This is a genomic window from Demequina lutea (assembly GCF_013409005.1).
Taxonomy (GTDB): Bacteria; Actinomycetota; Actinomycetes; order Actinomycetales; family Demequinaceae; genus Demequina; species Demequina lutea.
This window is the reverse complement of the sequence record NZ_JACBZO010000001.1, coordinates 2,544,381-2,569,404: the sequence shown is the minus strand read 5'-3', so window position 1 is coordinate 2,569,404 and position 25,024 is coordinate 2,544,381. Positions and strand designations below refer to the sequence as shown.

The window sequence follows — 25,024 nt, the reverse complement described above, 5'->3', positions numbered from 1 at the left end:
GCGGACATGACGACGGAAGACACCGCACCCCACGCCACCTCTGGTCTGGGCGACGACGACGGCACCGCACCCGAGTTCACGGTCTACGGCGGCGACTGGTCGGAGGTGGCCGAGGAGGCCGCTCGCCTGGGCGGACAGCGCCTCGTGTTCAACATGGGCCCCCAACACCCGTCGACGCACGGCGTGCTACGCATCATGCTCGAGGTCGAGGGTGAGCGTGTCACCGAGTTGCGTGCCGGCATCGGCTACCTGCACACGGGCATCGAGAAGAACATGGAGTTCAGGACGTGGACGCAGGGCGTCACGTTCTGCACCCGCATGGACTACGTTGCGGCAATGTTTAACGAGGCCGTGTATTGCCTGGGCGTCGAAAAGTTGCTTGGCATCACCGACGACATCCCCGACCGCGCGAACGTGTTGCGGGTGCTCATGATGGAACTGACCCGGATCGGTTCACACCTGGTTGCCATCGGCAGCGGTGGAAACGAGATGGGCGCGACCACGCTCATGACCACGAGTTTCGTCGGCCGTGAGGAGACCCTGAAGGTCATCGAGCACATCACCGGCCTGCGCACCAACAACGGGTACATCCGCCCGGGTGGCGTGGCGACCGATGCGCCCGACGACTCGGTCGAGATGATTCGCGCCATGATCCCCAAGGTCAAGGCCCGCCTCGACGAGCTCGCGTACCTCCAGCTCGAGAACCCGATCTTCAAGGGCCGCATGCAGGGCGTCGCGGTCCTCGACCTCGCCGGATGCATGGCGCTCGGCGTCACGGGCCCGATCCTGCGCTCGGTCGGCGTCCCCTATGACCTCCGCAAGTCCGAGCCCTACGCGGGCTACGAGACGTACGACTTCCAGGTGCCCACCTCGACGGATGCAGACGCCTACAGCCGCGTCGTGCTTCGTCTTGAGGAGTGCTACGAGTCGCTCAAGATCGTCGAGCAGTGCGCCGACCGCCTCGAGGCGAGCATGGGCGAGCCGATCATGGTGGCCGACAAGAAGATCGCCTGGCCCGCTCAGCTCTCCATCGGCAGCGATGGTCAGGGCAACTCGTTCGAGCACATTCGCCACATCATGGGCGAGTCGATGGAGGCCCTCATTCACCACTTCAAGCTCGTGACCGAGGGCTTCCCCGTGCCCGCTGGGCAGGCGTATGTGGCCGTCGAGAACCCCAAGGGGACACTCGGATGTCACGTGGTCTCCGATGGGGGCACCAGGCCGTGGAGATCGCACTTCCGTGATCCCGGTTTCAACAATCTGCAGGCGTTGTCCATGCTCACGGAGGGCGGCCAAGTGGCCGACGTCGTGGTCGCCATCGCCACCATCGACATGGTCCTGGGAGGCGTCGACCGATGACGTACGACGAAGCGACGTCAGCCAAGCTGGCGAAGGAAACGACGGCCATCATGGCCCGCTACCCCGTGAAGCGTTCGGGCCTGCTGCCGATGCTGCACCTCGTGCAGTCGGTCGACGGCTACGTGAGCCCTGATGGGATTCAGTTCTGCGCCGACCGGCTCGGGCTCACAACCGCGGAAATCAGTGCGGTCGCGACGTTCTACACCCAGTACAAGCGCCGGCCCAACGGCGAGTACCAGGTGGGCGTCTGCACCAACACGCTGTGCGCGGTGATGGGCGGCGACGAGATCTGGCGCCAGGTGAGCGAGCGAATCGGCATCGGTCACGACGAGACGAACGAGGACGGCACCATCACGCTCGAGCGCCTCGAGTGCAACGCCGCTTGCGACTACGCGCCGGTGATGATGGTCAACTGGGAGTTCTTCGACAACATGACGCCTGAGAAGGCGCTGACGTTGGTCGACGACATCCTGGCAGGCAAGGAAGTCAAGCCCAGTCGCGGCGCCGACACCGTCGCTTCTTTCAAGGAAGTCTCGAGAGTCCTCGCGGGCTTCACCGATGGCAGGGCCGACGAGGACCAAGGTGCGGGCGTGGCGACGCTCGCCGGCGTCGAGTACGCCAAGGGTGAGGGCGAATCCCCCCATGGCGTCGCGGCCGCCGTGGTCTCCCTGGTGAAAACCGTGACGGGAAGGGGCAAGAAGTGACCGACCTGACCCCGGTACTCAGCGCCACATGGGGCCTCGAGCGCTCGTGGAACCTCGACACCTATGTCGCCAATGGCGGCTATAAGGGCGCAACCAAGGCGATGGCGATGCCCCCGGGCGACATCATTCAGGCCATCAAGGACTCTGGGCTGCGCGGGCGCGGGGGCGCGGGCTTCCCCACCGGGATGAAGTGGGGATTCCTTCCTGCCCCCGACGGCGGCCCCCGCTACCTGGTGGTCAACGCCGATGAGTCCGAGCCGGGCACGTGCAAGGACATGCCCACCTTGCTCAACGCTCCTCACACGGTTATCGAGGGGATGATTATTACGTCGTTCGCGGTCGGTTGCGAGCACGCGTTCATCTACGTGCGCGGCGAGGTGATCCACGTGTTGCGACGCGTCATGAAGGCCGTTCAGGAGGCGTACGACGCCGGCTGGCTGGGCCAGAACATCCAGGGCACCGATTTCTGCCTCGATATCACCGTCCATGCTGGTGCGGGCGCCTACATTGTTGGCGAGGAGACCGCCCTCCTCGATTCGCTTGAGGGCCGACGCGGTCAGCCTCGCCTGAAGCCGCCGTTTCCCGCCGTCGAGGGTCTCTACGCGCGCCCCACCGTCGTGAACAACGTCGAAACGATCGCATCGGTGCCCTCGATCATCGACAAGGGTGTCGACTGGTTTACGTCGATGGGAACCGAGAAGAGCAAGGGCATGGGCTTCTTCTCTCTCTCGGGACACGTCAAGCGCCCGGGCCAGTACGAGGCCCCGCTTGGGATCACGCTGCGCGAGTTGCTCGAGATGGCGGGCGGAATGCGCGATGGCCACGAACTCAAGTTTTGGACTCCAGGCGGCTCATCCACCCCGATGTTTACCCAGGATCAACTTGACACCCCGCTTGACTACGAGAGCGTCGGCGCCGCGGGCTCGATGCTCGGCACGCGTGCGCTCCAAATCTTCGACGAGACCACGTGCGTTGTCCGCGCCGTCGAGCGCTGGACCGAGTTCTACAAGCACGAGTCATGCGGCAAATGCACCCCGTGCCGCGAGGGCACCTATTGGCTCGAACTGATCCTGCGTAGGCTCGAGGCAGGACACGGCACGATGGCCGACATCGACCAGTTGCTCGCCACGTGCGACTCGATCGCCGGACGCGCCTTCTGTGCGCTCGGTGACGGAGCGACGTCGCCGGTCGTCTCGTCGGTGAAGCTGTTCCGCGAGGAATTCGAGCGTCACGTCGACGAGGCCGGTTGCCCGTTCGACCACGCCAAGTCCGCCCTCTTCGAATACTCGACGTCCGCTGATTCATTGACAGGCGCTGATCCTTTGACAGGCACAGATCCTTTGACAGACGCAGAGGAGGCCCACGCATGACCACCACTGCGGACAAGACGCCCGTGAAGACCGACCTGGTCACCGTCACGATCGACGGCATCGAGACCAAGGTCGAAAAGGGCACGCTGATCATTCGCGCCGCAGAGCAGGTGGGGATTGAGATCCCGCGCTTCTGCGACCACCCGGCGCTCAAGCCGGTCGGTGCCTGCAGGCAGTGCCTCGTCGATGTGGCCAGCCCCGCCGGTCCCGAGGGCAAGCTGCGCGCCTTCCCCAAGCCCCAGCCGTCGTGCACCATGTCGGTGACCGAGGGCATGGTCGTCCACACGCAGCAGACGTCCGAAGAGGCCGAGCGTGCCCAAAAGGGCGTGATGGAGCTCTTGCTCATCAACCACCCCCTCGACTGCCCGGTGTGCGACAAGGGCGGCGAATGCCCCCTGCAAAACCAGGCGATGAGCAACGGCTATGGCGAGTCGCGGTTCGTCGACACCAAGCGCGTCTTCGAGAAGCCGCTCGCGCTGAGCAGCGAGATACTGCTCGACCGCGAGCGGTGCGTCATGTGTCAGCGTTGCACTCGCTTCTCCAAGGAGATCGCGGGCGACGCGTTCATCGATTTGCAGAACCGCGGCGCAATGCAGCAGATCGGCACGTTCAACGAAGACGTGCTTGGCTTTGGCGGCTACGGACCTATCGGCGTCGCCGCCGAGGACGAGTCAGGCAACGCCTTCAGTTCGTACTACTCGGGCAACACCGTGCAGATCTGCCCCGTGGGTGCGCTCACGAGCGCGGCATACCGCTTCCGTTCGCGCCCCTTCGACTTGGTGTCGAGCCCCGGCATTTCCGAGCACGATTCGTCGGGCAGCGCCATCCGCACGGACCACCGTCGCGGCAAGATCCTGCGCAGGCTTGCTGACAACGACGCCGTGGTCAACGAGTACTGGATTACCGACAAGGACCGTTTCGCCTTCGCGTGGCAGAACCAGCCCGACCGCCTGACCGGGCCCCTCGTCCGCAAGGACGGCGAGCTCGTCGAGGTGTCGTGGCCGGAGGCCCTCGAGGCGGCGGCTGCGGGCCTCAAGGCCGCCGCGGGCAAGACCGGAACGGTGGAGGACAAGAAGGCCAAGGGGGTCGGAGTCCTTCCAGGCGGTCGCGTCACGATGGAGGACGCCTACGCGTACCAAAAGTTCGCTCGCGTGGTGCTTGGCACTCACGACGTCGACGCCCGCACTCGTGTGGCATCCGACGAAGAGCAGGCGTTCCTTGGCGCGAACGTTGCGGGCAGCGGCATCGGCGTGACCTTCGCCGAGTTGGAGAAGGCGCCCGCCGTGTTGCTCGTCGGCTTCGAGCCAGAGGACGAGGGCGGTGTCGTGTTCTTGCGTCTGCGCAAGTCGCTCGGCAAGCAGCGCGTCTTCACGGTCGCCCCGTACCTATCCCGCGGAGCCGAAAAGCTCGACGCAACCCTCCTTCCGACCGTGCCCGGACGCGAGGCCGCAGTTCTGGATTCGCTCAAGGCCGCGAAGGACTCCTTCAAGGCGCTCAAGGAACCAGGCGCCGTGATCGTCGTGGGAGAGCGCCTTGCCGGAGTCGAGGGTGGCTTCACGGCCGTCGCCGATCTGGCCCGACGCTCGAAGGCCAAGGTCGCGTGGATTCCACGCAGGGCCGGAGAACGTGGCGCACTCGAGGCGGGCGCGCTTCCCGGCCTCCTGCCGGGCGGCCGCGACGCCGCATCGGCCGCCGCGCGCAAGAAGATCGAGGCCGTGTGGGGCGTCGAGTTGCCGCACGGCAAGGGTCGAGACGCGGACGGCATCATCGCCGCGGCGGCCATCAAGAGCATCGATGCGCTCGTCATTGGCGGCGTGGACCACTCAGATCTTGACGCGAACCTTCTCGCGGCCATCAAGACGGCGAAGTTCACGGTGAGTCTCGAGGTGCGTCGCACGTCAGTGACCGATGGCGCCGACGTTGTCCTGCCCGTCGCCCCTCCTTCGGAGAAGTCCGGAACGTTCGTCAACTGGGAGGGTCGCTTGCGCGCCTTCGCCACGGCGATTCCCACCGACGCAATGTCCGATCACCGTGTCCTGGATCTCCTCGCCCGTGAGATGGGCGTCGACCTTGGTACGGGGACCATCGAGTCGGTGAACGCCGAACTCGCGTCCTTCCCCGCCGTGGCCGCCGAGGAACGCCCCGCGGCGCCCAAGGTGGCCGCGCCGAAGGCCAAGGCAACCGCCTCGGACGCGCTCGTGCTGGCGACGTGGCATCAACTCGTTGACGAGGGATCGCTGCAACACGGTGAGCCTCACCTCGCGGGAACCGGCAGGATCGCGGTCGCAAGGGTGTCGCCCTCTACCGCAAAGAAGTTTGCGCTGAGCGGCGTCGTGTCGATCACCGGAAACCGCAGGGCGTCGCTGGATCTGCCCGTCGTGGTCACCGAGGGTATGACCGATGGCGTGGTGTGGGTGCCGATGAAGTCGCCAAATTCGCGGGTAGCCGAACAGCTCGGCGCCAATGCGGGAGACACCGTTGTGGTGAAGGGAGTGTCCGCATGAGCCTGCTCGCTCTCGCGAAGGGTGCCAACACCCACGATTACTCGCTTGCGGGCGACTCGATCTGGATTGTCATCATCAAGGCCGTCCTGATCCTGGTCTTCCTGCTCACTTCCGTGCTGTTCGCGGTGTGGTTCGAGCGTCGCGTCATCGGTCGCCTCCAGGAGCGCCCCGGGCCAAATAGGCACGGCCCGTTCGGCCTGTTGCAGTCGGTCATGGACGCGATGAAGCTGCTGTTCAAGGAGGACATCACCGTCCGCGCCTCGGAGAAGCTGCTCTACATCCTGGCGCCCATGATTTCCGTGTTCGCGGCGCTTCTCACCTTCGCGGTCATCCCGTTCGGGCCCGCCACGCGCATCCCGTTCACGATGGAGGTCACGCCTCTCCAGCTCACGGACTTCCCGGTGGCGATGCTGTACGTGCTCGCGTGTTCCGCGATTGGCGTCTACGGCATCGTGCTTGGTGGTTGGGCGTCTGGCTCGACCTACCCGCTCATGGGCGCGGTTCGGTCTACGGCGCAGGTCATCTCTTACGAGCTCGCCATGGGCCTGTCGCTCGTGACGGTGTTCATGTTCGCCGGGTCGATGTCGCTTACCGACATCGTCAACGCCCAACACAACGTGTGGTGGGTTCTGCCCCTCCTTCCCGCTTTCGTGCTCTTCGTCATCTCGATGGTGGGCGAGACTAACCGCCTCCCGTTCGACCTCCCCGAGGCCGAGGGCGAGCTCGTCGCGGGATTCATGACCGAGTACTCGTCCATGAAGTTCGCGTGGTTCTTCCTGGCCGAATACATGAACATGATCAACGTGTCGGCGATTGCGTCCACGCTGTTCCTGGGCGGCTGGCGCCCCCTGTGGGCCGAGAGCTGGCCAGGCTACGAGATGCTCTCGAACGGCATCTTCCCGCCGCTGTGGCTCATCGCCAAGATCTGGTTCCTCATGTTCGTGTTCGTGTGGATCCGCGGCTCCCTCTTGCGCTTCCGCTACGAACAGTTCATGCGCTTCGGATGGAAGGTGCTGATTCCCGTCGGCCTTGGCTGGATCGTGCTGTGGAGCGCGGGAATGGTGCTCCTGCCGCACTTCCACTACTCCACAAGCCGATTCACGTGGCTTGCGCCCGCGATAGCGCTCATCTTGGCGTGGCTCGTATTTTCTTCGGTGATCGAGTACAGACGCGAGAAGCGTCTCAAGGCGGCCGAGGCTCTCCACGAGGAGCTGGAGGACCAGGAGTTCGACGCCTTCGCGGGCGGCTACCCCGTGCCGCCGTTGCCGGGTCAGAAGCTTCCACGCTCGCCCCGCGCTGGCCGCACTGTCGAAGCGGCGACCATGCATGTTCCGACTCCCGACACCACGAAGGAGGCTCAGGATGACTGACCACGAGTGGAACGTCGCCGACGAGCAGGAGGAGTACGTCTCCAACTTGCCCAACCCGGGCGGGATCGTCGGCGCGCTCATGCCCGTTGCGGGCTTCGGCGTGACCCTGCGCAACTTCTTTAGGCCCACCGTCACGGAGCAGTACCCGACGACGCCCGCAAACATCCAACCCAAGTACCACGGCAGGCACCAACTCAACCGCTACGCCGACGGCCTGGAGAAGTGCATCGGTTGCGAGTTGTGTGCGTGGGCGTGCCCAGCCGACGCGATCCTGGTCGAGGCGGATTCCAACACGATCGACGCCCAGTTCAGCCCCGGCGAGCGCTACGGCCGCGTCTACCAGATCAACTACTTGCGCTGCATCTTCTGCGGACTGTGCATCGAGGCGTGCCCCACGCGGGCGCTCACGATGACAAATGAGTTCGAGCTCGCGGGCCCCACCCGCGAGGGACTCATCTACGAGAAGCAGGACCTGCTCGCGCCGATGGAGGGCCGGATGCTCGCCGCTCCTCACCCCATGGTCGAGGGCACGACGGACACCGACTACTACATGGGCTCGGTCAAGGCGCCGACCTCGGAGCAGCAGGCCTGGGTGCGCGCCCATCGTCCCGATGATGCGACGCTTCCCGAAAACAGCCTCGTCGCCGAGGAACATGTGCCGCGCACGGTGCCCACGGCGCAGGATACGGTGACACCGACGGCTGCTTTGGCCCACACCACGCAGGGCAGGGTTGGTATCTGATGATCTCGCCGATTCTCTTCTGGTTCATCGCCATCATCACGGTCCTCCCCGCACTCTCGTTGCTGTTCGCCCGTAAGGCCGTTTACGTCGCGATGGCGGTCATTCTCGTCATGGTGGGCCTTGCGATCTCGTACGTCGCGCTTGGCGCACCCTTCCTCGGCGTCGTCCAGATCGTGGTGTACACGGGCGCCGTCATGATGCTCTTCCTCTTCGTCCTCATGCTCGTCGGTGTCGATCAGCGCGAGAGCCTCAAGGAGACCATCGCCGGGCAGCGCTGGATCGCGATCGCGCTTGCGATCGGGGTGGCGACGTTGCTGATCTCGGCGGTTTCCCGCGTGAAGTTTGGGGTCTTCACGAACATGCAAGACGGCGGACCCGCGCAGGTCGCGCCGTTGCTCTTTGGGAATTACGTGCTTGTCGTCGAGACCCTGGGCTTCCTGCTCATCACCGCCGCGGTGGGAGCGCTCGTGCTCACCCACGTGCCACGGCTCTTCCCGCGTCGCACTCAAAGCGAGCTGCAGGCGGAGCGCGTCGCCGCCGGAGCCAACCCGGTCAACAAGACCTTCCCCGGTTACTACGCGCGTCACAATGCGCTTGACGCTCCCGCGCTCGATCCAGAGGGCAAGCCCATCGAAGAATCGGTTTCGCGTGTGCTCAAGATCCGTCACCAGACCAACGACGGCCTCGAGTTCAAGGACGAGAACCGATCCAGGAGGCGCGAATTGGGCGCCAAGGAGGGTGACGCGTGAGCCCCATCAATTTCGTGTATCTCGCATCGGTGCTCTTCGCGATTGGTGCCGCGGCCGTGTTGCTGCGGCGCAACGCGATCATCGCCTTCATGGGCGTGGAGCTCATGCTCAACGCCGCTAACCTCACCCTCGTCTCGTTCTCGCGGATGCAGGGATACCTGGAGGGCCAGGTCATGGCGTTCTTCGTCATGGTGGTCGCCGCCGCGGAAGTCGTGGTGGGCCTTGCGATTATCATCACGGTGTTCCGATCGAGGCAGACCATCTCGCTTGACGAGCCCACAGAGCTGAAGGGTTAGACAATGCTCTCCGTCTCTTGGCTGCTTATCGCCCTGCCGCTTCTCAGCTTCTTCGTTCTCATGCTCGCCGGTCGCCGCGCCGACGCTTGGGGCCACTGGGCTGGCGTCGGCGTCTCCGGGGCGACGGCCGTCATCGGCATCGTCGCCTTCTTCGAAATGATCGGCCGCAGTGCCTCCGATCGCGCCGAGTCGGTGCACCTCTTCACGTGGTTCTCGGGTGGCGAGTTCCACCTGGACGCCGGACTGCTCCTCGACCCGCTGTCTCTCACGTTCGTGCTGCTCATCACGGTGGTTGGCACGCTCATCCACGTGTACTCGGTCGCGTACATGGAGCACGACCCGCGCAGGCGAATGTTCTTCGCCTACCTCAACCTGTTCATCGGCGCGATGCTGCTGCTCGTCACGGCCGATTCGTACCTCTTGCTCTTCGTCGGCTGGGAGGGCGTCGGCCTCGCGTCGTACCTGCTCATTGGCTTCTGGAACCACAAGCCCGAATTTGCCAGCGCCGCCAATAAGGCGTTCATCGTCAACCGCATCGGCGACATGGGCCTGATCCTGGCGATGGCGCTGATGTTTGCGCACTTCGGCTCGGTGACCTTCGCAGGCGTCTTCGCGGGCGCAGGCAGCGCGTCGCCCGCCGTCCTGACGGGGATAGGCCTGATGCTGCTGCTCGCGGCCACTGGAAAGTCGGCGCAGTTCCCACTGCAGTCGTGGCTCGGTGACGCGATGGCGGGCCCCACGCCGGTTTCGGCGCTCATCCACGCGGCCACCATGGTGACCGCGGGCGTGTACCTGGTGGTGCGTTCGGGAGTGATCTTCGACGGAGCTCCAGATGCCCGCCTCGTCGTGGCGATCGTCGGCGCCATCACGCTCATCATGGGTGCGCTCATCGGTAGCGCGAAGGACGACATCAAGAAGGCGCTTGCCGCATCCACGATGTCGCAAATCGGCTACATGATGCTCGCGGCGGGACTGGGGCCCATCGGCTACGTCTTCGCGATCTTCCACCTGGTGACCCACGGCTTCTTCAAGGCCGGGATGTTCCTGGGTGCGGGTTCGGTCATGCATGGCATGAACGACCAGGTCAACATGCGCCGCTACGGCGCGCTGCGCTCGGCGATGGTGATCACGTGGGTGACCTTCGGTTTCGGTTGGCTCGCGATCCTGGGCGTCCCGCCGTTCTCGGGCTACTGGTCCAAGGACAAGATCATCGAGGTCGCGTTCATTGGCGAGGGCTGGCAGCCGTGGGTGTTTGGGCTGACCGCTCTCATCGGTGCGGGGATCACCGCGTTCTACATGTCGCGACTGTTCTTCATGACCTTCCACGGCAAGCAGCGGTGGACGGACGGGCAGCACCCGCACGAGTCGTCTCTGCTGATGACCGTGCCGATGATGATCCTCGCCGCGGGTTCCGCGCTCATCGGCGCGATTCTGGGCATCGGCAACCGTTTCCAGCACTGGCTTGAGCCGGTGACGGGGGCGCATGGGCCAGGGGAGCCCGTGCTTGCGGTGCCCGTGCTCACGACGCTGACGCTCCTGCTCGTGGCCGCGGGCGTTGCCCTCGCCTACTGGATGTATTTGCGCAAGCCGGTGCCCATCGAGCCACCTCCCGCGTCGCTCGCGGTCCTCGCCGCGCGCAACGACATGTTCCAGGACTCGGTCAACCGCGCCGTGTTCCAGCTTCCAGGCACTCACCTGACCCGCACGCTCGTGTACGCCGATGCCACGCTCGTCGACGGCGCCGTCAACAAGCAGGCGAGCGGTATTGCCGCGTTCGGTGAGGCCACCCGTCGATTCCAGTCAGGGCGCGTGCGTTCCTACTCCCTGCTCATGTTGCTGGGGTTTGTCGTGATCGCCGCCATCCTCGTTATGGGGGGTTAGACCGTGCCCATCTTGACCATCCTGATCGCCTGGCCCGCAGTGACGGGCCTCCTGCTGCTGGTCGTCCCGCAGTTGCGGGCCTGGGCCCGCGAGTTCGCTATTGGCGCGTCCGTCGTCGAGCTCGCGCTCGTCGTCGCCCTCGTTGCGGCATTCGACCGATCTCAAGCCGGTGCCATCCAGTTCTCCGAGATCCACTCGTGGATTCCGCAGATCGGCGCGAGCTGGGCGCTCGGCGTCAACGGCATCGGCCTGAGCCTCATCGTTCTGTCTGCCTTGCTTGTGCCGATCGTCATCGCGGCCGGCTGGAAGGAAGACGATGCGGCCCCCCGCCGGGCCCAATACTTGGGGCTAGTGCTCGTCTCAGAGTCGTTCATGGTGGGCATCTTCGCCGCCAGGGATGTCTTCCTCTTCTACGTGCTCTTCGAGGCGATGCTCATCCCGCTGTACTTCCTCATCGGCTCCTTCGGTGGTCAGCAGCGCCGCTACGCCGCGGTGAAATTCCTCATCTACTCGCTCGTCGGCGGACTCGTGATGCTCGTCGCCGTCATTGCCCTGTACTTCCAGGGCCCGGGTGGCGACCACGCCTTCCTGACGATGAACCTCACGGGGCTGACCTTCGATCCGTGGGTGGGGAGGCTCCTGTTCCTCGGCTTCTTTGTCGCGTTCGCGATCAAGGCGCCTCTCGTCCCGGTGCACACGTGGCTGCCGTCGGTTGCCGAGTCGGCGCGCGTGGGGACGACGACGCTGCTGGTGGCAATCCTCGACAAGGTCGGCACCTTCGGGATGCTGACGCTCTGCCTGACCCTGTTCCCGGCAGCGTCACGCTGGGCGGCGCCCTTCATCATCGTGCTGGCCGTCATCTCGGTGCTCTATGGGGCCTTCGCCGCGATCGGCCAGGACAACATGTACCGGCTGGTGGCGTTCACGTCGGTGAGCCACTTCGGCATGATCGTGCTCGGCATCTTCGCCTTCCGCCAGACCTCGATCGAGGGCGCTACCTTCTACATGGTGAGCCACGGACTGTCGACGGGGGCGCTGTTCCTCATGGTCGGCTTCCTCGAGGCCAGGCATGGCACCGTGTCGGTCAAGGCGTTTGGCGGCCTCCAGAAGGTGGTGCCTGTTCTCGCGGGCACGTTCCTCATCGTTGGCCTCTCGGCGCTCGCACTGCCTGGGATGTCGCCCTTCGCCTCGGAGATCATGGTGTTCATCGGCGCCTACCCTGCGGCCAAGGTGGCGACCATTGTCGCCATCCTTGGCGTGGTGCTCGCAGCCCTGTACATCCTGTTGACGTACCAGAAGCTGTTCACCGGTCCCACGCCCAAGGCGATGGAGTCCACCAAGGACCTCAACCTGCGCGAACGGCTGGTCGTGTGGCCACTGATCGTCGCCATGTTGGTTCTCGGCATCGTTCCCGCGCTCGCCCTTGACTATCTCAAGGGGCCGAGCGCCGGCATCGTCGCCATCGTGTCCCAGGAGGCCGGAAAGTGACTTACCCCGCTCCCGATATTGCGTGGGCATCCCTCACGCCGATTCTCATCGTGTTGGGCGCCGCGGCGCTCGGCGTGCTCCTTGAGGCCTTCGTGCGCGTGCCCGCCGCACGCAGGATCTACCAATTCCAGTTGTCGATCATCGCCGTGGTCGCCGCACTGCTCGCCGTCGTGTGGCGCTGGGTCGCGCTCCAGGGCGACGGCGTCGTCGTGCTCAAGAGCATGATCATGCTCGACCGCCAGGCGCTCGCATGGCAATTCCTCATTCTCATCTTCGCCTTGGGCGGCGTCTTGCTTTTCGCCGACAAGGGCCGCGAGGGTGAGGATGCGTTCACGCCGCTCGGTTCGGTTGCTCCAGGTTCGGCGGAGGAGACCGTCGCGCGCGCCAAGGGCATGTACCTCACCGAGGCCTTCCCCCTCGTGCTCTTCGCCACCGGCGGCATGATGCTCTTCGCCACCGTGAACGACCTGCTCTTTCTGTTTGTCGCTCTCGAACTGTTCTCGCTCCCGCTCTACATCCTCGTGGCGCTGTCGCGCCGCCGCAGGTTGCTGAGCCAAGAAGCCTCACTGAAGTACTTCCTCCTCGGTGCCTTCTCATCCGCGATCTTCCTGTTCGGCGTCGCGCTACTTTACGGCGCTACGGGCAAGACGGGCATGTACGAGCTCGGCGGGGTACTCGCGACGTACATGCCCCAGCGCTCCGTGCTCATCCTGCTCGGCGTGTTCATGGTCGTCGTCGGATTGCTCTTCAAGATTGGTGCAGTCCCGTTCCACTTCTGGGTTCCCGATGCCTACCAAGGGGCACCCTCGCCCGTGACGGCCTTCATGGCTGCGGCAACGAAGGCTGCCGCGGTCGCCGCGCTTGCCCGCCTGTCATACCTGGTGCTGTTCCGGCTCGCGTGGGAACTCAACTGGATCATTTGGACCGTCGCGATCGCGTCGATGGTGTTCGGCACGGTGCTTGCGATCGTCCAGACCGACGTCAAGCGCATGCTCGCGTACTCGTCGATCGCCCACGCGGGATTCATTCTGGTTGCTTTCGCGGGCTTCTCCCCGTCGGCGCTGTCCGCGCTGCCCTTCTACATGGCCACCTACGGACTGGCGACGCTCGGCGCGTTCGCGGTGATCACCCAGGTGCGCGAGGTCACTCCCGACGGTGCCATCGGTGCGGAGGCGACACGCCTCGGTCAGTGGGCGGGTCTTGGCAAGCGCAGCCCGTTGCTCGCGGTGTCGATGATGATCTTCTTGCTGTCTTTCGCTGGCATTCCGCTGACGGCGGGCTTCATCGGTAAGTTCGTCGCGTTCCGCGCGGCGATCGAGGCGGGTGCGTGGCCACTCGTTCTTGTGGCCGTTCTTGCGTCCGCGGCGGCCGCGTTCTTCTACATTCGCCTGGCGGTGCTCATGTTCTTCACGGATGCGCCCACGGATGTCGCGCCCCACGTCGTGATCCGCTCGACGACTCTCGGCCGGGGGGTCGCGATTGCCATGGCGATCGCCGTCATCGTCCTGGGTGTGTTCCCCTCGTGGGCGCTCGAGCTCGCTCACAGCGCGGGCGTGTTGTTGGCACCCGCGATCGGGGGGTAGGCCGGATGGCCCTCCCACTGGGAAATGCCGCGCTCGAGGCGGCCATCACGCCGCGACTCGCCCTTGTCGAGGAGCGACTCCGGGATGCTGTCGCCCAGTCAGACCGGCTCGCGGACGCGACATCGCGTCACTTGGTCGATGCGGGCGGAAAGCGATTGAGGCCGGTGCTGGCGCTCCTCACGGCGCAGTTGGGTGACGGGAACCGTCCCGAGGTGGTCGATGCCGCAGTCGTCGCGGAGCTGACGCACCTCGCAACGCTGTACCACGACGACGTCATGGACGACGCGCCCACCAGGCGCGGCGCCCCTAGCGCTCACGAGGTGTGGGGCAACTCCGTCGCCATTCTCACCGGTGACCTGCTGTTTGCGAGGGCCTCCATGGTGGTGGCCGGACTCGGCCCCGCCGCGGTGCGCATTCAGGCGGAGACCTTCGAACGGCTGTGCCTCGGTCAACTTCACGAGACCGTGGGGCCGGATGTGGGCGAGGACGCCGTCGATCACTACCTGATGGTCTTGGCCGACAAGACGGGATCCCTTGTCGCAACATCGGCTCGCTTCGGCGCGATGTTCGCCGGTTGCGACCGCGATACCGTCGCCGCCGTCACCCAGTTCGGCGAACTCGCCGGTGTGGCCTTCCAACTCGCGGACGACGTGCTCGATATTCGCTCGGAATCCGACGTGAGCGGCAAGACCCCTGGCACCGACCTGCGCGAGGGCGTCTCGACGATGCCCGTGCTGTTGCTGCGCAGGCGCATCGCGGAGGGCGCGGCGTCCGATGCCGACGTGGCGCTCTTGAGCCTCATCGATGGGGATCTGAGTTCCGACAAGGCCATCGCCGACGTCTTGGCGGGCCTCCGCGCTCACGTGGTCGTCGACGAAACGGCGGCGCTTGCTCGCGAGTGGGCCGACCGTGCAAAGGCCGCTATTGCGGGCCTGCGCGACGGTGATGTCAAGGACGCGCTTCTCGGATTTGCCGACGCCCTGGTTGCCCGCGCGACGTAGCCGCCGCCCCTGCCTGCAAAGTGGCTCAATCTGTACCGCTCAGAGGCAGTTGCATGCCGCCAATGGCTCAATCCGTACCCTCGACCCATCGCGGGGCGCCGGGTTAGGCTCGTCGCATGAGCATCGACCTACCCCACGACGGTCCTTCACGCTGGCTCGCAGTCGACGAGTTCCTGGAGTCGCACTACGCGTCGAGCGACGCCGAGCAGGCCCACGTGCTCGCCGCCCAGCGTGCCGCCGACCTTCCCGACATCGCGGTGAGCGCGATGCACGCCAGGCTGCTGGGGATACTCGCGCGCAGCATCGGCGCCCAGACGGTGGTCGAATTTGGCACGCTCGGCGGCTATTCGACGCTGCATCTGGCGCGATCCGTACCGGATGACGGGAGGGTGATTACTCACGAGCGCGACCCGCGTCACGCCGACGTCGCCCGCGCGAGCCTCGACGCCGCCGGGGTGGGTCACAAGGTCACCATCCGCATCGGCACCGCACTCGAGATGCTCCCCATCTTGGCGGACGATGCCCCCGTCGACTTCACGTTCATCGACGCGGACAAGCCGAACAACACCAACTACTACGAGGCCGCAGTCGCGATCTCCAGGCGCGGCGCGCTCATCGTGATCGACAACGTGGTGAGGGACGGTGCCATCGCCGATGCTAGCGACGACGACCCGAAGGTCGTGGGTTCGCGCGACGTCGTCGAGCACGTGACCAGGGACTTCCGCGTGGAGGCAACCGTGATCCAGACCGTGGGCCGCAAGGGATACGACGGGATGCTGGTCGCGACGGTTTTGTGGTAGCACCGTCCTGTAGCCCGGCGGAGTAGCGAAAGTAGATCCCCGCGGCGGGCTAGATCGCCTTGGCGGCACAGGTGGCACCTCACGGCTGTACCGAAGTGCCGGGTCAGGGTCATCTACACGGCCTTGCTAGGCGGCCGACTCCGGAATACGGGGTTGCTGGTCCGGCACTTGTGCGCGGTGCGTCCGGGGTGCGCGGGGCGTCCGGGGTGCGCGGGGCGTCCGGGGCGAGGCGCCTGCCAGGCGTGCCGACGGAGGGCTGTGGCTAGATCGCCTCGGCGGCGATCGCGGCGGTATCCCGGGCACGCTCTTCGCGAGCCAGCTGCGCCCGCGCCCCGCCAGGCCGGATGCGCCACGCGTCGATCGAGAACAGAACCAGCGCGATCCACACAAACCCGAACCCAATCCACCTCACCGCGGGCATCGACTCGTGGAAGTACCACACGGCCAGCACGAATGTCATGGTGGGGGCGATGTACTGCAGCATGCCGGTGACGTTGAGTGGGAGGCGCCGCGCGCCCGCCGCGAAGATCAGCAAAGCGCCCGCGGTCCACGTTCCTGTGCCGGCGAGCATGGTGTCGTGCCACCAGCCCAGCCCGGGCGCCCCGCGCGTGCCAAACGTCGTGTCGCCTGCGGCGTGCACCATGAAGAGCACGACCACCGCCACGGGAGCGATCGCCGCCGTTTCGATCGTCAGGCCCGTGAGGGCGTCGACCTTGCCGCCCACGCCCTTCTTGATGAGCGAATACGTCCCGAACGAACCGGCGAGAGCCAGGGAGATCCAGGGAATGCCGCCCATCTCCCACGCCACCACGGCGACGGCGACGAGCGCGACGAAGATGGCGGCGATCTGGAGGCGGCGCAAGCGCTCGCCAAGGAACACCACAGCCAAGGTCACCGTGACGAGCGGGTTGATGTAATAGCCGAGCGAGGTGGCCGCGACCCGTTCGGTCACCACGGCGTAGACAAACACGCCCCAGTTGACCGCGATCAGCGCGCCCGCCGCGACGAGCCGCAGCGTGGTGCGCCTGTCGCGAAGCACGGCCGCGATCCGAGGCCAGCCGCGCATGGCCGTGAAGATGAGCACACAGACCACCAGAGAAGACAGCGCACGCCAGGCCACGATCTCGAAGGCGGCGGCGGGTTCGAGGGCCGCCATGATGATGGGGAACAGTCCCCAGATGACGTAGGCGGCGACGCCGTAACCTAGTCCGTTACGGTCGAGGGTGTCTGTCATGCGCCTAGTCTCGCACCGGGCGCTGAGTCCGCACTGCCATCAACTGGCATCCTCCCATGGGGGCCAGGGGTCCCGAACCTAGCCGCGAGACGCTGCTCCCTCGAGACCGCGCGGACCTCGCAGCCGTGCCTGGGCGGGCGCAAACACGAATCGATCGACGACCACAGAGAAGAGCAACACGATCACGATGGTCGCCATCATCTCGGTCAGGTCGCCGCTCGTGCGGGCTCGGCCGATGACCTCGCCGATGCCGGTTCCCGACAGGGCGCCCGAAAAGATCTCGCCCGCGACGAGGCACCGGAACGCGATCGACCAGCCGAGCTCGAGCCCCGACATGATTCCGGGAAAAGCCGCGGGAAGGATGACGCGGCGAGTGAGCGACCAACCGGACTCGCCGAGCGTGCGCCCCGCCCGCACCAGCAATGGCGGCACGTTGCGCACCGAGTTGCGCGTGCTGAGCACGATGGCCGGAACCGCGCCGAGCGCCACCACCGCGCCGAGCGACCACACGTCGGTACCGAGCACGATCGCGGCAACCGGGATCCACATCGACGTGGGCATGCCCTGCAGCGCAGCCAGGTAGGCGGACAGGCCGCGATCGAGCGACCGGTTCATGCCAATCGCGAGACCGCCGCCGATGCCGAGCACCACGGCGACCGCGAAACACACGGCCATGAACGCCGCGGTGCGCCACAGGATCGAGACAAGAGATCCCGACAGCGCCATGTCCCACAGCTGGGCGGCGGTCGCACGCGGACCCGGAAGCGACGGGGCGAGGGTAGAGGTGAGCCACCAAGCCAGACCGAGCATCCCACCGGTGACCACCATGGGGGCCGTGTCCCACCGTCGGCGGCGGGCAACGCCGGTCGTGACGGGATCAGCGGGATATGCGGGCCCGGCGGGTGCGCCGTGTGCGTCGGCCAGCAGCGAATGGGCGGGGGCCTCAGATGCTGACATAGCCGTCCTTGCCTTCGCGAGGCGCGGTGATGCCCAGTTGGTCCGCCTCGTCAAGCAAGCCTCGCACGTGTTGGGCGAGGGCGACCACGCTGCCAGATTCGACGACGCGGGGGCGAGAAAGCGTCACGGGGACCCAGCCAATGACGCGGCCGGGGCCGGACGACATGACGACGACGCGGTCGCCGAGCACCACGGCCTCGCGCACGTTGTGGGTGACGAAGATGATGGTCGTGCCCGTCTCGCGCCACAGGCCCTGGAGCTCGACGTGGAGTCGGTCGCGGCTGGGTGCGTCGAGGGCTGAGAACGGCTCATCCATGAGGAGCACTTGAGGGGCGAGCGCGAAGGCGCGGGCCAGGGCCGCCCGCTGACGCATGCCTCCCGACAACTCGTGCGGGTGAAGGCCGACGGCGTCGGCAAGTCCCACGCGCGCGATCCACTCCGAGGCGGTCGCCGAGCGCAGTGCGGCATCCATGCCCGCAGACCTCAAGCCGAATTCGACGTTTTCCTGCACGGTGAGCCACGGGAAGAGCGCGTGCTCCTGGAACACGAGCATGCGGTCGGGGCCAGGCCCGGTGACCGGCGTCCCGCCGACCGTGACGGAACCGGTGGCGGGTTGAGCGTGGCCTGCGACGAGGTCGAGAAGAGTGGACTTTCCGCAACCGGAAGGGCCGACGATGGCGACGAATTCTCCCGCGGCGACGTCCAGGTCCACCGAGGCAAGCGCGGATCGGTGTGCACCGCGGCGCGAAAACGACTGGGTCACACCTGTAAAGCGAACGGCCGCGCTCATCAGATGCTCAGGTACCCGTCCGGGCCCGTGCCTGGAGTGGCCGCACGTGCGGTTCCCGCGGCGAGGGTCGCGCCATCCTGCGGGTCCACCAGCACGAACGCTCCTGTGCGCCGGTGGAGGCTGTAGTCCTCGATGGCGAGGGGCGAGGCGAGGAGAAGTGACACCACGCCGATGTCGTTGAGTGCCAGGCTGTCTCCATGCACGATGCTCGAGTCGAGGGTCCCGCCCGGCAGCGAGATGTCGAGCACCCCCGAGATCCGGACGACCAGGGCCTGCACGAGCGCGGTGCCGTGTTGCACAAGCACCCTGTCGCGCACCCGCAGTGGCCGGTCGGCGAGCCACGCCACGTGGGCGTCGATGTTCTTGACGGCACGCGCCGCGTCGGGCACTGAAGACAGCAGGTCCCCGCGCGCCACGTCGACGTCGTCCGCGAGCCGTACCGCAATGGATTGGCCGGTGCGCGCGGAGTCGAGCGGGCCGTCGGCGGTGTCGAGTCCGGCGACGGCGGTGCGTCTTCCCGACGGTTGGACCACCACCTCGTCGCCCACATGGATGATCCCTTGAGACACCTGGCCCGCATAGCCGCGATACTCGCGGTACTCGTCGCTGATCGCCGCGCCCTGAGGACGGAGCACGTTCTGCACGGGGAGCCGCCATCCTGCGACGTTCTCGCCGGTTTCGAGGTGAGCGGTGTCGATCTGGTCCGCGGAGGGCAGGGACTCGAGGAGCTCAAGAACGGTGGGGCCCGTGTACCAGGGGGTGCGGCGCGAGTGTGAGGCGACATTGTCGCCGAGCAGAGCGCTCACCGGCACCACCGAGACCTCGATTCCCAGGCCTGAGCCGTGTTCGGCCGCGTCGGCGGCAATCGCGTCGTAGGGCGCACGCTCCCAACCGAGAAGGTCGATCTTGTTGACCGCGACGATGACGTGGGGGACGCGCAACAGCGCGGCGACGGCGAGGTGGCGGCGCGTCTGGTCCGCCACCCCCGTCCTCACATCCACGAGGACCACGAGGGCGTCGGCCGTCGAGGCGCCCGTGACGGTGTTGCGCGTGTACTGCACGTGCCCGGGGCAATCCGCGAGGATGAAGGTGCGCCGTGGGGTAGCGAAATAGCGATAGGCGACGTCGATCGTGATGCCCTGCTCGCGCTCGGCGCGCAGGCCGTCGGTGAGCAGGGCGAGGTCTATGCCCTCGCCGCCGCGTTCGCGAGTGACGCGCTCGACCGCCTCGTAGGCGTCGGCCAGGATGGATTTGGTGTCATGCAGCAGCCTGCCCACGAGCGTGGACTTGCCGTCGTCGACGGAACCGGCGGTGGCAAAACGTAGCAAGGAGGTCTGGCGCGAGTCGGGTGCCGCGTTTTCAAGCGCGGGGGTTGCCGATGCGGGGGTTGCCGATGCGGGTGCCGCGTTTTCAAGCGCGGGGGTTGCCGATGCGGTGGCGGTCATTAGAAGTAGCCCTCCTTCTTGCGGTCTTCCATGGCGGCCTCGCTGGCCCTGTCGTCGGCGCGTGTGGCCCCGCGTTCGGTGATGCGGGTCGCGGCGACCTCGGCGATGACGTCTGCGACCGATGCCGCGGCGGATTCGACCGCCCCCGTGCAGCTCGCGTCGCCCACGGTTCGGTACCTGACGACGCGCCGCTTGAGAGGCTCCGACTCCTTGCGCGCGAGTGCGGGGTGGGGCGCGAGGAGCATTCCGTCGCGCTCGAAGACCTCGCGCTCGTGGGCGTAGTACAGGTCCGGCAACTCCAAAGCCTCGCGGTCGATGTAGCGCCAGACGTCCAGCTCGGTCCAGTTGCTCAGGGGGAAGACCCTGACGTGCTGGCCGGGCAGGTGGCGCGTGTTGTAGAGGTTCCAGAGCTCGGGCCGCTGGTTGCGGGGGTCCCAGGCGCCAAATTCGTCGCGCAACGACACCACGCGCTCCTTGGCGCGCGCCTTTTCCTCGTCGCGCCTGGCGCCTCCAAAGACCACGTCGTAGTCGCCATCGGCGATCGCGCCCAGGAGCGGCACTGTCTGCAACGCGTTGCGGGTGCCGTCGGGGCGCTCGCGCAACCGGCCGTCGTCGATGTAGTCCTGCACCTTCGCGACCTTGAGGCGCAATCCCAGCCGCTCGACGGTCGCGTCGCGGAAGGCGATCACCTCGTCAAAGTTGTGACCGGTGTCCACGTGCAGGAGTTCGATCGGCACGCGGCCCGGCCAGAAGGCCTTCGTGGCCAGGTGGAGCACGGCCACCGAGTCCTTGCCTCCGCTGAACAGGATGACCGGCTTGCGGGCGGTCGCGACCGCCTCGCGCAGGATGTGGATGCCCTCTGACTCGAGGGCCTCAAGCGTGCTCAGTCCCGTTGTGGTGGGTGTGGCGCTCATTCGTGGATCCCGCATTCGGTCTTGTCTTGTCCTGCCCAGCGGCCGGCGCGGGGATCTTCGCCGGGAGCAACGGCCCTGGTGCAGGGCGCGCAGCCGATGCTGGGGTAGCCCTGTGCCACGAGCGGGTGGCGGGGGAGGTCGTTGTTGGCCTGGTACGCCTCGACCTGCTCGTCGGACCACAGCGCCAACGGGTTGACCTTGACGAGGCCGTGCTTCGCGTCCCACTGGACGACGGGCAACTTGGCGCGAGTGGCGGCGTCGGCCCGACGCGTGCCGGTGACCCACGCGTCGTAACCGTTGAGCGCCTGGCCGAGGGGTTCGACCTTGCGCATCGCGCAGCACAGGTTCGGGTCGCGGCCGAAGAGGTCCTTGCCATACTCGGCGTCTTGCTGTGCGACGGTGAGCCGTGGCGTGGCGTCGACCACGGTGATCGGCAGGCGCCGCGCGGCCTCGTCGCGCGTGGCAAGGGTCTCGGGAAAGTGATAGCCGGTCTCGAGGAACAGCACGTCAACACCCTCGAGCCTGGTGCCGAACAGGTGCGGGAGGATCGTGTCTTGCATCGAGGCGGCGACGATCAGGCGGGCGCCGAACGTCGCGACCGCCCAGTCGGCAATGTGCGCGGCGGATGCCGTCTCAAGCCTGAGGTTGGCATCGGCGGCGGTCTGCTCGGTCCACTCGGTGGGATTGAAAAGGGTCAGGAGCGGCGTCAGCGCAGGAGTTGTCATCGCAGCGACTCCTCGTCTACCCGGAACGCCCAGCGGGCGAACGGCTCGTCCTGCTCGCGCGTCGCGAGGTAGTTCCTGGTGACCCGCTCGATGTATTCGGGCATGCCGTCTGCCTTGACCTTGTGGCCTCGCAGCTTGCGGCCGAAGTCGTTGTCCTCGCCCCGACCGAGGCGCCCGCCCAGATGCACCTGGAACCCGGGGACCTGCTCGCCCGTCTCGTCGTCGAGCACGAGCTGTCCCTTGAAGCCGATGTCCGCCACCTGGATGCGGGCGCAAGAGTTGGGGCAACCGTTGACGTGTACGGAGATGGGCACGTCGAGGTCGGGGAAGGCGCGGTCGAGCATCTGCACCACCTCGCGAGCGGTCGCCTTCGTCTCGACGATCGCGAGCTTGCAGTATTCGATTCCGGTGCAGGCGATGGCGTTGCGGTGAAACTCGCCTGGGCTCGACTCGAGTTCAAGTGCACGCAGGCCGTTCACCACGTCGCTGACCTTGTCGCGCGGCACGTCCAGGATGAGGATCTTCTGAAGCGGCGTGAGGCGGATGCGGTCCGAGCCAGCCGCCTCCGCGATGTCCGCGATCGCCGCGAGCGTGTCCCCGGAGATGCGGCCGGCAATGGGAGCGGCACCGATGTAGAACCTGCCATCGCGTTGCTCGTTGATTCCGACGTGGTCGCCGCGGTCGCCCGGACCGCCCACCTCGGGGCCGGGCCCATCGGGAAGATGCCAGCCGAGGTAGTCGTCCTCGAGCACCTGGCGGAACTTGTCCGCACCCCACGCCTTGACCAGGAACTTGAGGCGGGCGCGGGTGCGCAGGCGGCGGTAGCCGTGGTCGCGGAAGATGCCGATCACCCCTGCCCAGACCTCCGGCACCTTGGCGGGTTCGACGAACGCGCCGAGGCGCACCCCCAGGTGGGGGTTGATCGACAGTCCGCCGCCCACCCACAGGTCATAGCCGACGCCCAGCTCGGGGTGTTCGACGGCGACGAACGCGACGTCCTGGACCTCGTGCAGGATGTCGGGGATGCGGGTGCCGGTGATTGCTGACTTGAACTTGCGCGGCAAGTTGGAGAACTCGGGAGAGCCGATGCCGCGCTCGATGATTGCCTGGATTTGCGGAGTGGGGTCGATCAGTTCGTCCTTGGCAACGCCCGCGACGGGGGAGCCCAGGATGACGCGGGGCGCGTCGCCGCAGGCCTCCGTGGTGAAGAGCCCCGCGTCCTCGACGCGGCGGAAGATCTCGGGCACATCCTCGATGCGAATCCAGTGGAGCTGAATGTTTTGGCGGTCCGAGACATCGGCCGTGTTGCGCCCAAAGTCGCGCGAGACGTCGGCGATCATTCGCGCCTGCTTGACCGAGAGCTGGCCGCCGTCGGAGCGCACCCTGAGCATGAAGAATTCGTCATCCAACTGGTGAGACTCGAGCTGGGCCGTGCGCCCGCCGTCGATGCCTGGCCGGCGTTGAGTGTAGAGACCCCACCAGCGCATGCGGCCGCGCAGGTCGCCGGGGGGGATCGACCAGAAGCCCCACTTGGAGTACATCGTCTCGATGCGGTGGCGCACGTCGAGTGGGTCGGAGACGGACTTGAACTCCTCTGCGGGGTTCAAAGCCGTGCGGTCACCCGCTGCCCACTGGCCATCCTTGGACACGGTGTGCTTGCGCGCCGATGCCTCGCGGGTGCGGATGAGGCGAGCCTCGTCGCGGTGGCGGCGACGCTCGTCGGCATCGGTTGTGTCGGTTGTGATGCTCACCGATTCTCCTTGTGGGGATATCGGGAACTCGTCCGCGAGCGCGATCCAGCAGCGCTCGGAGGCCGAGCGCCCAGGGCTGCAGGGGGGTCTGCGTCTGGGCGGCTAGGCCGACAGACACATGGCGCAGCACATCACGCGGCAAGAGCGCGCGGTCGTGTGCTGGAGGGCCATGGCGCAGAGTGTGGCACGGGACATTGGTCCCAAGCAAACTGTCCGGCGTGTCTCCGGGGGGCGTTGTACCAGGGGTGATACCCCTAGGGGCATCGCGTTAGTGCCGCACGTGCGACTCGATGAAGGCCTCGATCTGGTCGATCACCAGGGGGTTCTTGGTCTGCAGGGCAATCTCCCGCGTGCCGAGCGTCACGCCGCCGCGCACGAAATTGTGCGAACCCGTGATCGCGAGGCGCTCGCCGGATTTCAGGTAGAAGACGATCACCTTGGCGTGCAGGTATTGGCGCTTGCGGTACAGCGTGTGGTGGCGAGTGACCGCCATCGACGCGGCGATCAGGGCGCGGTTGAAGTGGCTCGCGTTGCGCGGCGGGTTGAACCACATCTCGTGGTTCTTGGCCGCGATGACCTTGCCCAGCTCGCCCGTGGGGCAGTACTGGGAGACCAGCACGATGCGCTCGGACTGGCGCGCGTACTTGAGTGCCTGGCGGTAGATGATCGAGTCGCCGGGGATCCCGCCGTCGACCAGCACGAGATCCTCGCCGTACCTGAGCGAGGAGGAGTGGAAGCCGGAGAAGAATGAGTTGGCATGGCGGGTGCGTTCGTAGACCCGCACCAGGTCCTCGGCCAGGCGGTGGTCGGTGATCCGCAGCATGTAGTCGCCACTGGTCGCACCGCGATCGTCCATGTTGACCCCGCCAAAGCTGTAGATCGTGTCGTCAACCACGCAGAACTTGGTGTGCGTTCGCCCGCGCCACGGCAACCCGCCCTCTTGACCCAGCCAGTCGAACGTCACCCCTGCATCGGTCAGCTTCGTGGCCATGGCCATCGAAGCGCGCCGACGCTTCGTCAGGTAGCTCTTCGGCACGAAGCGTCCGGCGGCGTCAACATAGGTGAAGGTGTCCGCGGCAACGTGGACGTCCACGCCCCGTCGCGCGGCCGCGACCAGGGCGTCGAGCAGGGCCTCGGTCTCGGCCTCATCGGCGATCGTGAGCGCGATGACCCGAACGCGGCGCGAGGCGTCATGGATGGCACGGGTGGCGTCGGCGATGTACTCCTGGGGCAGCAACAAGTCCGCGCGCTCCAGGAGGCGGTCGTCCCCGATGCGTGCGGGCCCCGGGCCCGGCTTGGGCAACTTGGTGAGGTGCACAGTTTCCATACCCTTACGGTGACATTTTACGGCGCCGATGGGT

Annotated in this window: 21 protein-coding genes; 13 read left to right on the top strand and 8 right to left on the bottom strand. The window is 66.4% G+C overall.

Going from position 1 to position 25,024, the window contains the following annotated elements; genetic code table 11:
* Nucleotides 1-6 precede the first annotated feature (6 nt).
* The 13 genes from BKA03_RS12370 (at nucleotide 7) to BKA03_RS12310 (ending at nucleotide 15,847) form a co-directional block, all read left to right on the top strand.
* Nucleotides 7-1,359 (top strand): NADH-quinone oxidoreductase subunit D, encoded by a 1,353-nt coding sequence (locus BKA03_RS12370; protein WP_062074208.1) that lies wholly within the window; start codon nucleotides 7-9, stop codon nucleotides 1,357-1,359.
* Complete coding sequence (gene nuoE / locus BKA03_RS12365) at nucleotides 1,356-2,063, top strand: NADH-quinone oxidoreductase subunit NuoE (RefSeq protein ID WP_083971138.1); 708 nt, start codon at nucleotides 1,356-1,358, stop codon at nucleotides 2,061-2,063. The genes BKA03_RS12370 and nuoE overlap by 4 nt, the downstream gene beginning before the upstream one ends.
* Nucleotides 2,060-3,433 carry an NADH-quinone oxidoreductase subunit NuoF gene (nuoF, locus tag BKA03_RS12360; protein ID WP_062074207.1) on the top strand — a complete coding sequence of 458 codons (1,374 nt, stop codon included), beginning with the start codon at nucleotides 2,060-2,062 and terminating at the stop codon, nucleotides 3,431-3,433. Before nuoE ends, nuoF begins: the two co-directional genes overlap by 4 nt.
* Nucleotides 3,430-5,937 (top strand): NADH-quinone oxidoreductase subunit G, encoded by a 2,508-nt coding sequence (locus BKA03_RS12355; RefSeq protein ID WP_062074206.1) that lies wholly within the window; start codon nucleotides 3,430-3,432, stop codon nucleotides 5,935-5,937. Before nuoF ends, BKA03_RS12355 begins: the two co-directional genes overlap by 4 nt.
* The gene (nuoH, locus tag BKA03_RS12350) at nucleotides 5,934-7,307 is read left to right on the top strand and encodes an NADH-quinone oxidoreductase subunit NuoH (RefSeq protein ID WP_062074205.1); all 1,374 of its coding nucleotides are present in this window, start codon (nucleotides 5,934-5,936) and stop codon (nucleotides 7,305-7,307) included. Before BKA03_RS12355 ends, nuoH begins: the two co-directional genes overlap by 4 nt.
* Nucleotides 7,300-8,049 (top strand): NADH-quinone oxidoreductase subunit NuoI, encoded by a 750-nt coding sequence (nuoI, locus tag BKA03_RS12345; protein ID WP_083971136.1) that lies wholly within the window; start codon nucleotides 7,300-7,302, stop codon nucleotides 8,047-8,049. The genes nuoH and nuoI overlap by 8 nt, the downstream gene beginning before the upstream one ends.
* On the top strand, nucleotides 8,049-8,798 hold the full coding sequence (locus BKA03_RS12340; protein WP_062074204.1) for an NADH-quinone oxidoreductase subunit J: 750 nt from the start codon (nucleotides 8,049-8,051) through the stop codon (nucleotides 8,796-8,798). The genes nuoI and BKA03_RS12340 overlap by 1 nt, the downstream gene beginning before the upstream one ends.
* Entirely contained in the window at nucleotides 8,795-9,094 is a 300-nt protein-coding gene (gene nuoK / locus BKA03_RS12335) for an NADH-quinone oxidoreductase subunit NuoK (protein ID WP_062074203.1), read from the top strand. The genes BKA03_RS12340 and nuoK overlap by 4 nt, the downstream gene beginning before the upstream one ends.
* Before the next feature lie 3 nt (nucleotides 9,095-9,097).
* Nucleotides 9,098-10,975 carry an NADH-quinone oxidoreductase subunit L gene (gene nuoL, locus BKA03_RS12330; protein WP_062074202.1) on the top strand — a complete coding sequence of 626 codons (1,878 nt, stop codon included), beginning with the start codon at nucleotides 9,098-9,100 and terminating at the stop codon, nucleotides 10,973-10,975.
* Nucleotides 10,976-10,978: 3 nt separating this feature from the next.
* Nucleotides 10,979-12,463: an NADH-quinone oxidoreductase subunit M gene (locus tag BKA03_RS12325; RefSeq protein WP_062074201.1), complete on the top strand. Its 1,485-nt coding sequence runs from the start codon at nucleotides 10,979-10,981 to the stop codon at nucleotides 12,461-12,463.
* Entirely contained in the window at nucleotides 12,460-14,046 is a 1,587-nt protein-coding gene (nuoN, locus tag BKA03_RS12320; protein ID WP_062074200.1) for an NADH-quinone oxidoreductase subunit NuoN, read from the top strand. The genes BKA03_RS12325 and nuoN overlap by 4 nt, the downstream gene beginning before the upstream one ends.
* Nucleotides 14,047-14,051: 5 nt before the next feature.
* Complete coding sequence (locus BKA03_RS12315) at nucleotides 14,052-15,047, top strand: polyprenyl synthetase family protein (protein ID WP_062074199.1); 996 nt, start codon at nucleotides 14,052-14,054, stop codon at nucleotides 15,045-15,047.
* Nucleotides 15,048-15,163: 116 nt separating this feature from the next.
* A complete protein-coding gene (locus BKA03_RS12310; protein ID WP_062074198.1) occupies nucleotides 15,164-15,847 on the top strand; it encodes an O-methyltransferase in 684 nt (227 codons plus the stop codon).
* 262 nt (nucleotides 15,848-16,109) lie between these two features.
* Here the strand turns inward: BKA03_RS12310 and rarD are convergent, their stop codons facing one another.
* The 8 genes from rarD to BKA03_RS12270 all read right to left on the bottom strand — a co-directional run bounded on the left by rarD (nucleotide 16,110) and on the right by BKA03_RS12270 (nucleotide 24,990).
* The gene (gene rarD / locus BKA03_RS12305; protein WP_062074197.1) at nucleotides 16,110-17,081 is read right to left on the bottom strand and encodes an EamA family transporter RarD; all 972 of its coding nucleotides are present in this window, start codon (nucleotides 17,079-17,081) and stop codon (nucleotides 16,110-16,112) included.
* A gap of 78 nt (nucleotides 17,082-17,159) precedes the next feature.
* Nucleotides 17,160-18,038 carry an ABC transporter permease gene (locus tag BKA03_RS12300; RefSeq protein WP_062074196.1) on the bottom strand — a complete coding sequence of 293 codons (879 nt, stop codon included), beginning with the start codon at nucleotides 18,036-18,038 and terminating at the stop codon, nucleotides 17,160-17,162.
* On the bottom strand, nucleotides 18,025-18,801 hold the full coding sequence (locus tag BKA03_RS12295; protein ID WP_202965706.1) for an ABC transporter ATP-binding protein: 777 nt from the start codon (nucleotides 18,799-18,801) through the stop codon (nucleotides 18,025-18,027). Before BKA03_RS12295 ends, BKA03_RS12300 begins: the two co-directional genes overlap by 14 nt.
* 26 nt (nucleotides 18,802-18,827) lie before the next feature.
* Entirely contained in the window at nucleotides 18,828-20,273 is a 1,446-nt protein-coding gene (locus BKA03_RS12290) for a sulfate adenylyltransferase subunit 1 (RefSeq protein ID WP_083971134.1), read from the bottom strand.
* Nucleotides 20,273-21,202 (bottom strand): sulfate adenylyltransferase subunit CysD, encoded by a 930-nt coding sequence (gene cysD, locus BKA03_RS12285; protein ID WP_062074194.1) that lies wholly within the window; start codon nucleotides 21,200-21,202, stop codon nucleotides 20,273-20,275. Before cysD ends, BKA03_RS12290 begins: the two co-directional genes overlap by 1 nt.
* Nucleotides 21,184-21,912, bottom strand: a complete 729-nt coding sequence (locus BKA03_RS12280) for a phosphoadenylyl-sulfate reductase (protein ID WP_083971132.1) — start codon at nucleotides 21,910-21,912, stop codon at nucleotides 21,184-21,186. The genes cysD and BKA03_RS12280 overlap by 19 nt, the downstream gene beginning before the upstream one ends.
* Nucleotides 21,909-23,663 carry a nitrite/sulfite reductase gene (locus BKA03_RS12275; RefSeq protein ID WP_373366735.1) on the bottom strand — a complete coding sequence of 585 codons (1,755 nt, stop codon included), beginning with the start codon at nucleotides 23,661-23,663 and terminating at the stop codon, nucleotides 21,909-21,911. The genes BKA03_RS12280 and BKA03_RS12275 overlap by 4 nt, the downstream gene beginning before the upstream one ends.
* Before the next feature lie 268 nt (nucleotides 23,664-23,931).
* The gene (locus BKA03_RS12270; RefSeq protein WP_083971129.1) at nucleotides 23,932-24,990 is read right to left on the bottom strand and encodes a phospholipase D-like domain-containing protein; all 1,059 of its coding nucleotides are present in this window, start codon (nucleotides 24,988-24,990) and stop codon (nucleotides 23,932-23,934) included.
* Between the last annotated feature and the right edge of the window lie 34 nt (nucleotides 24,991-25,024).

Coding starts and splice junctions, on each gene's coding strand:
- nuoL (WP_062074202.1), top strand. CDS start 9,098: ATGCTCTCCGTCTCTTGGCTGCTTATCGCCCTGCCGCTTCTCAGCTTC.
- BKA03_RS12280 (WP_083971132.1), bottom strand. CDS start 21,912: ATGACAACTCCTGCGCTGACGCCGCTCCTGACCCTTTTCAATCCCACC.
- rarD (WP_062074197.1), bottom strand. CDS start 17,081: ATGACAGACACCCTCGACCGTAACGGACTAGGTTACGGCGTCGCCGCC.
- BKA03_RS12310 (WP_062074198.1), top strand. CDS start 15,164: ATGAGCATCGACCTACCCCACGACGGTCCTTCACGCTGGCTCGCAGTC.
- BKA03_RS12340 (WP_062074204.1), top strand. CDS start 8,049: ATGATCTCGCCGATTCTCTTCTGGTTCATCGCCATCATCACGGTCCTC.
- nuoH (WP_062074205.1), top strand. CDS start 5,934: ATGAGCCTGCTCGCTCTCGCGAAGGGTGCCAACACCCACGATTACTCG.
- BKA03_RS12300 (WP_062074196.1), bottom strand. CDS start 18,038: ATGTCAGCATCTGAGGCCCCCGCCCATTCGCTGCTGGCCGACGCACAC.
- BKA03_RS12370 (WP_062074208.1), top strand. CDS start 7: ATGACGACGGAAGACACCGCACCCCACGCCACCTCTGGTCTGGGCGAC.
- nuoE (WP_083971138.1), top strand. CDS start 1,356: ATGACGTACGACGAAGCGACGTCAGCCAAGCTGGCGAAGGAAACGACG.
- BKA03_RS12270 (WP_083971129.1), bottom strand. CDS start 24,990: ATGGAAACTGTGCACCTCACCAAGTTGCCCAAGCCGGGCCCGGGGCCC.
- BKA03_RS12290 (WP_083971134.1), bottom strand. CDS start 20,273: ATGACCGCCACCGCATCGGCAACCCCCGCGCTTGAAAACGCGGCACCC.
- cysD (WP_062074194.1), bottom strand. CDS start 21,202: ATGCGGGATCCACGAATGAGCGCCACACCCACCACAACGGGACTGAGC.
- BKA03_RS12315 (WP_062074199.1), top strand. CDS start 14,052: ATGGCCCTCCCACTGGGAAATGCCGCGCTCGAGGCGGCCATCACGCCG.
- BKA03_RS12355 (WP_062074206.1), top strand. CDS start 3,430: ATGACCACCACTGCGGACAAGACGCCCGTGAAGACCGACCTGGTCACC.
- nuoI (WP_083971136.1), top strand. CDS start 7,300: ATGACTGACCACGAGTGGAACGTCGCCGACGAGCAGGAGGAGTACGTC.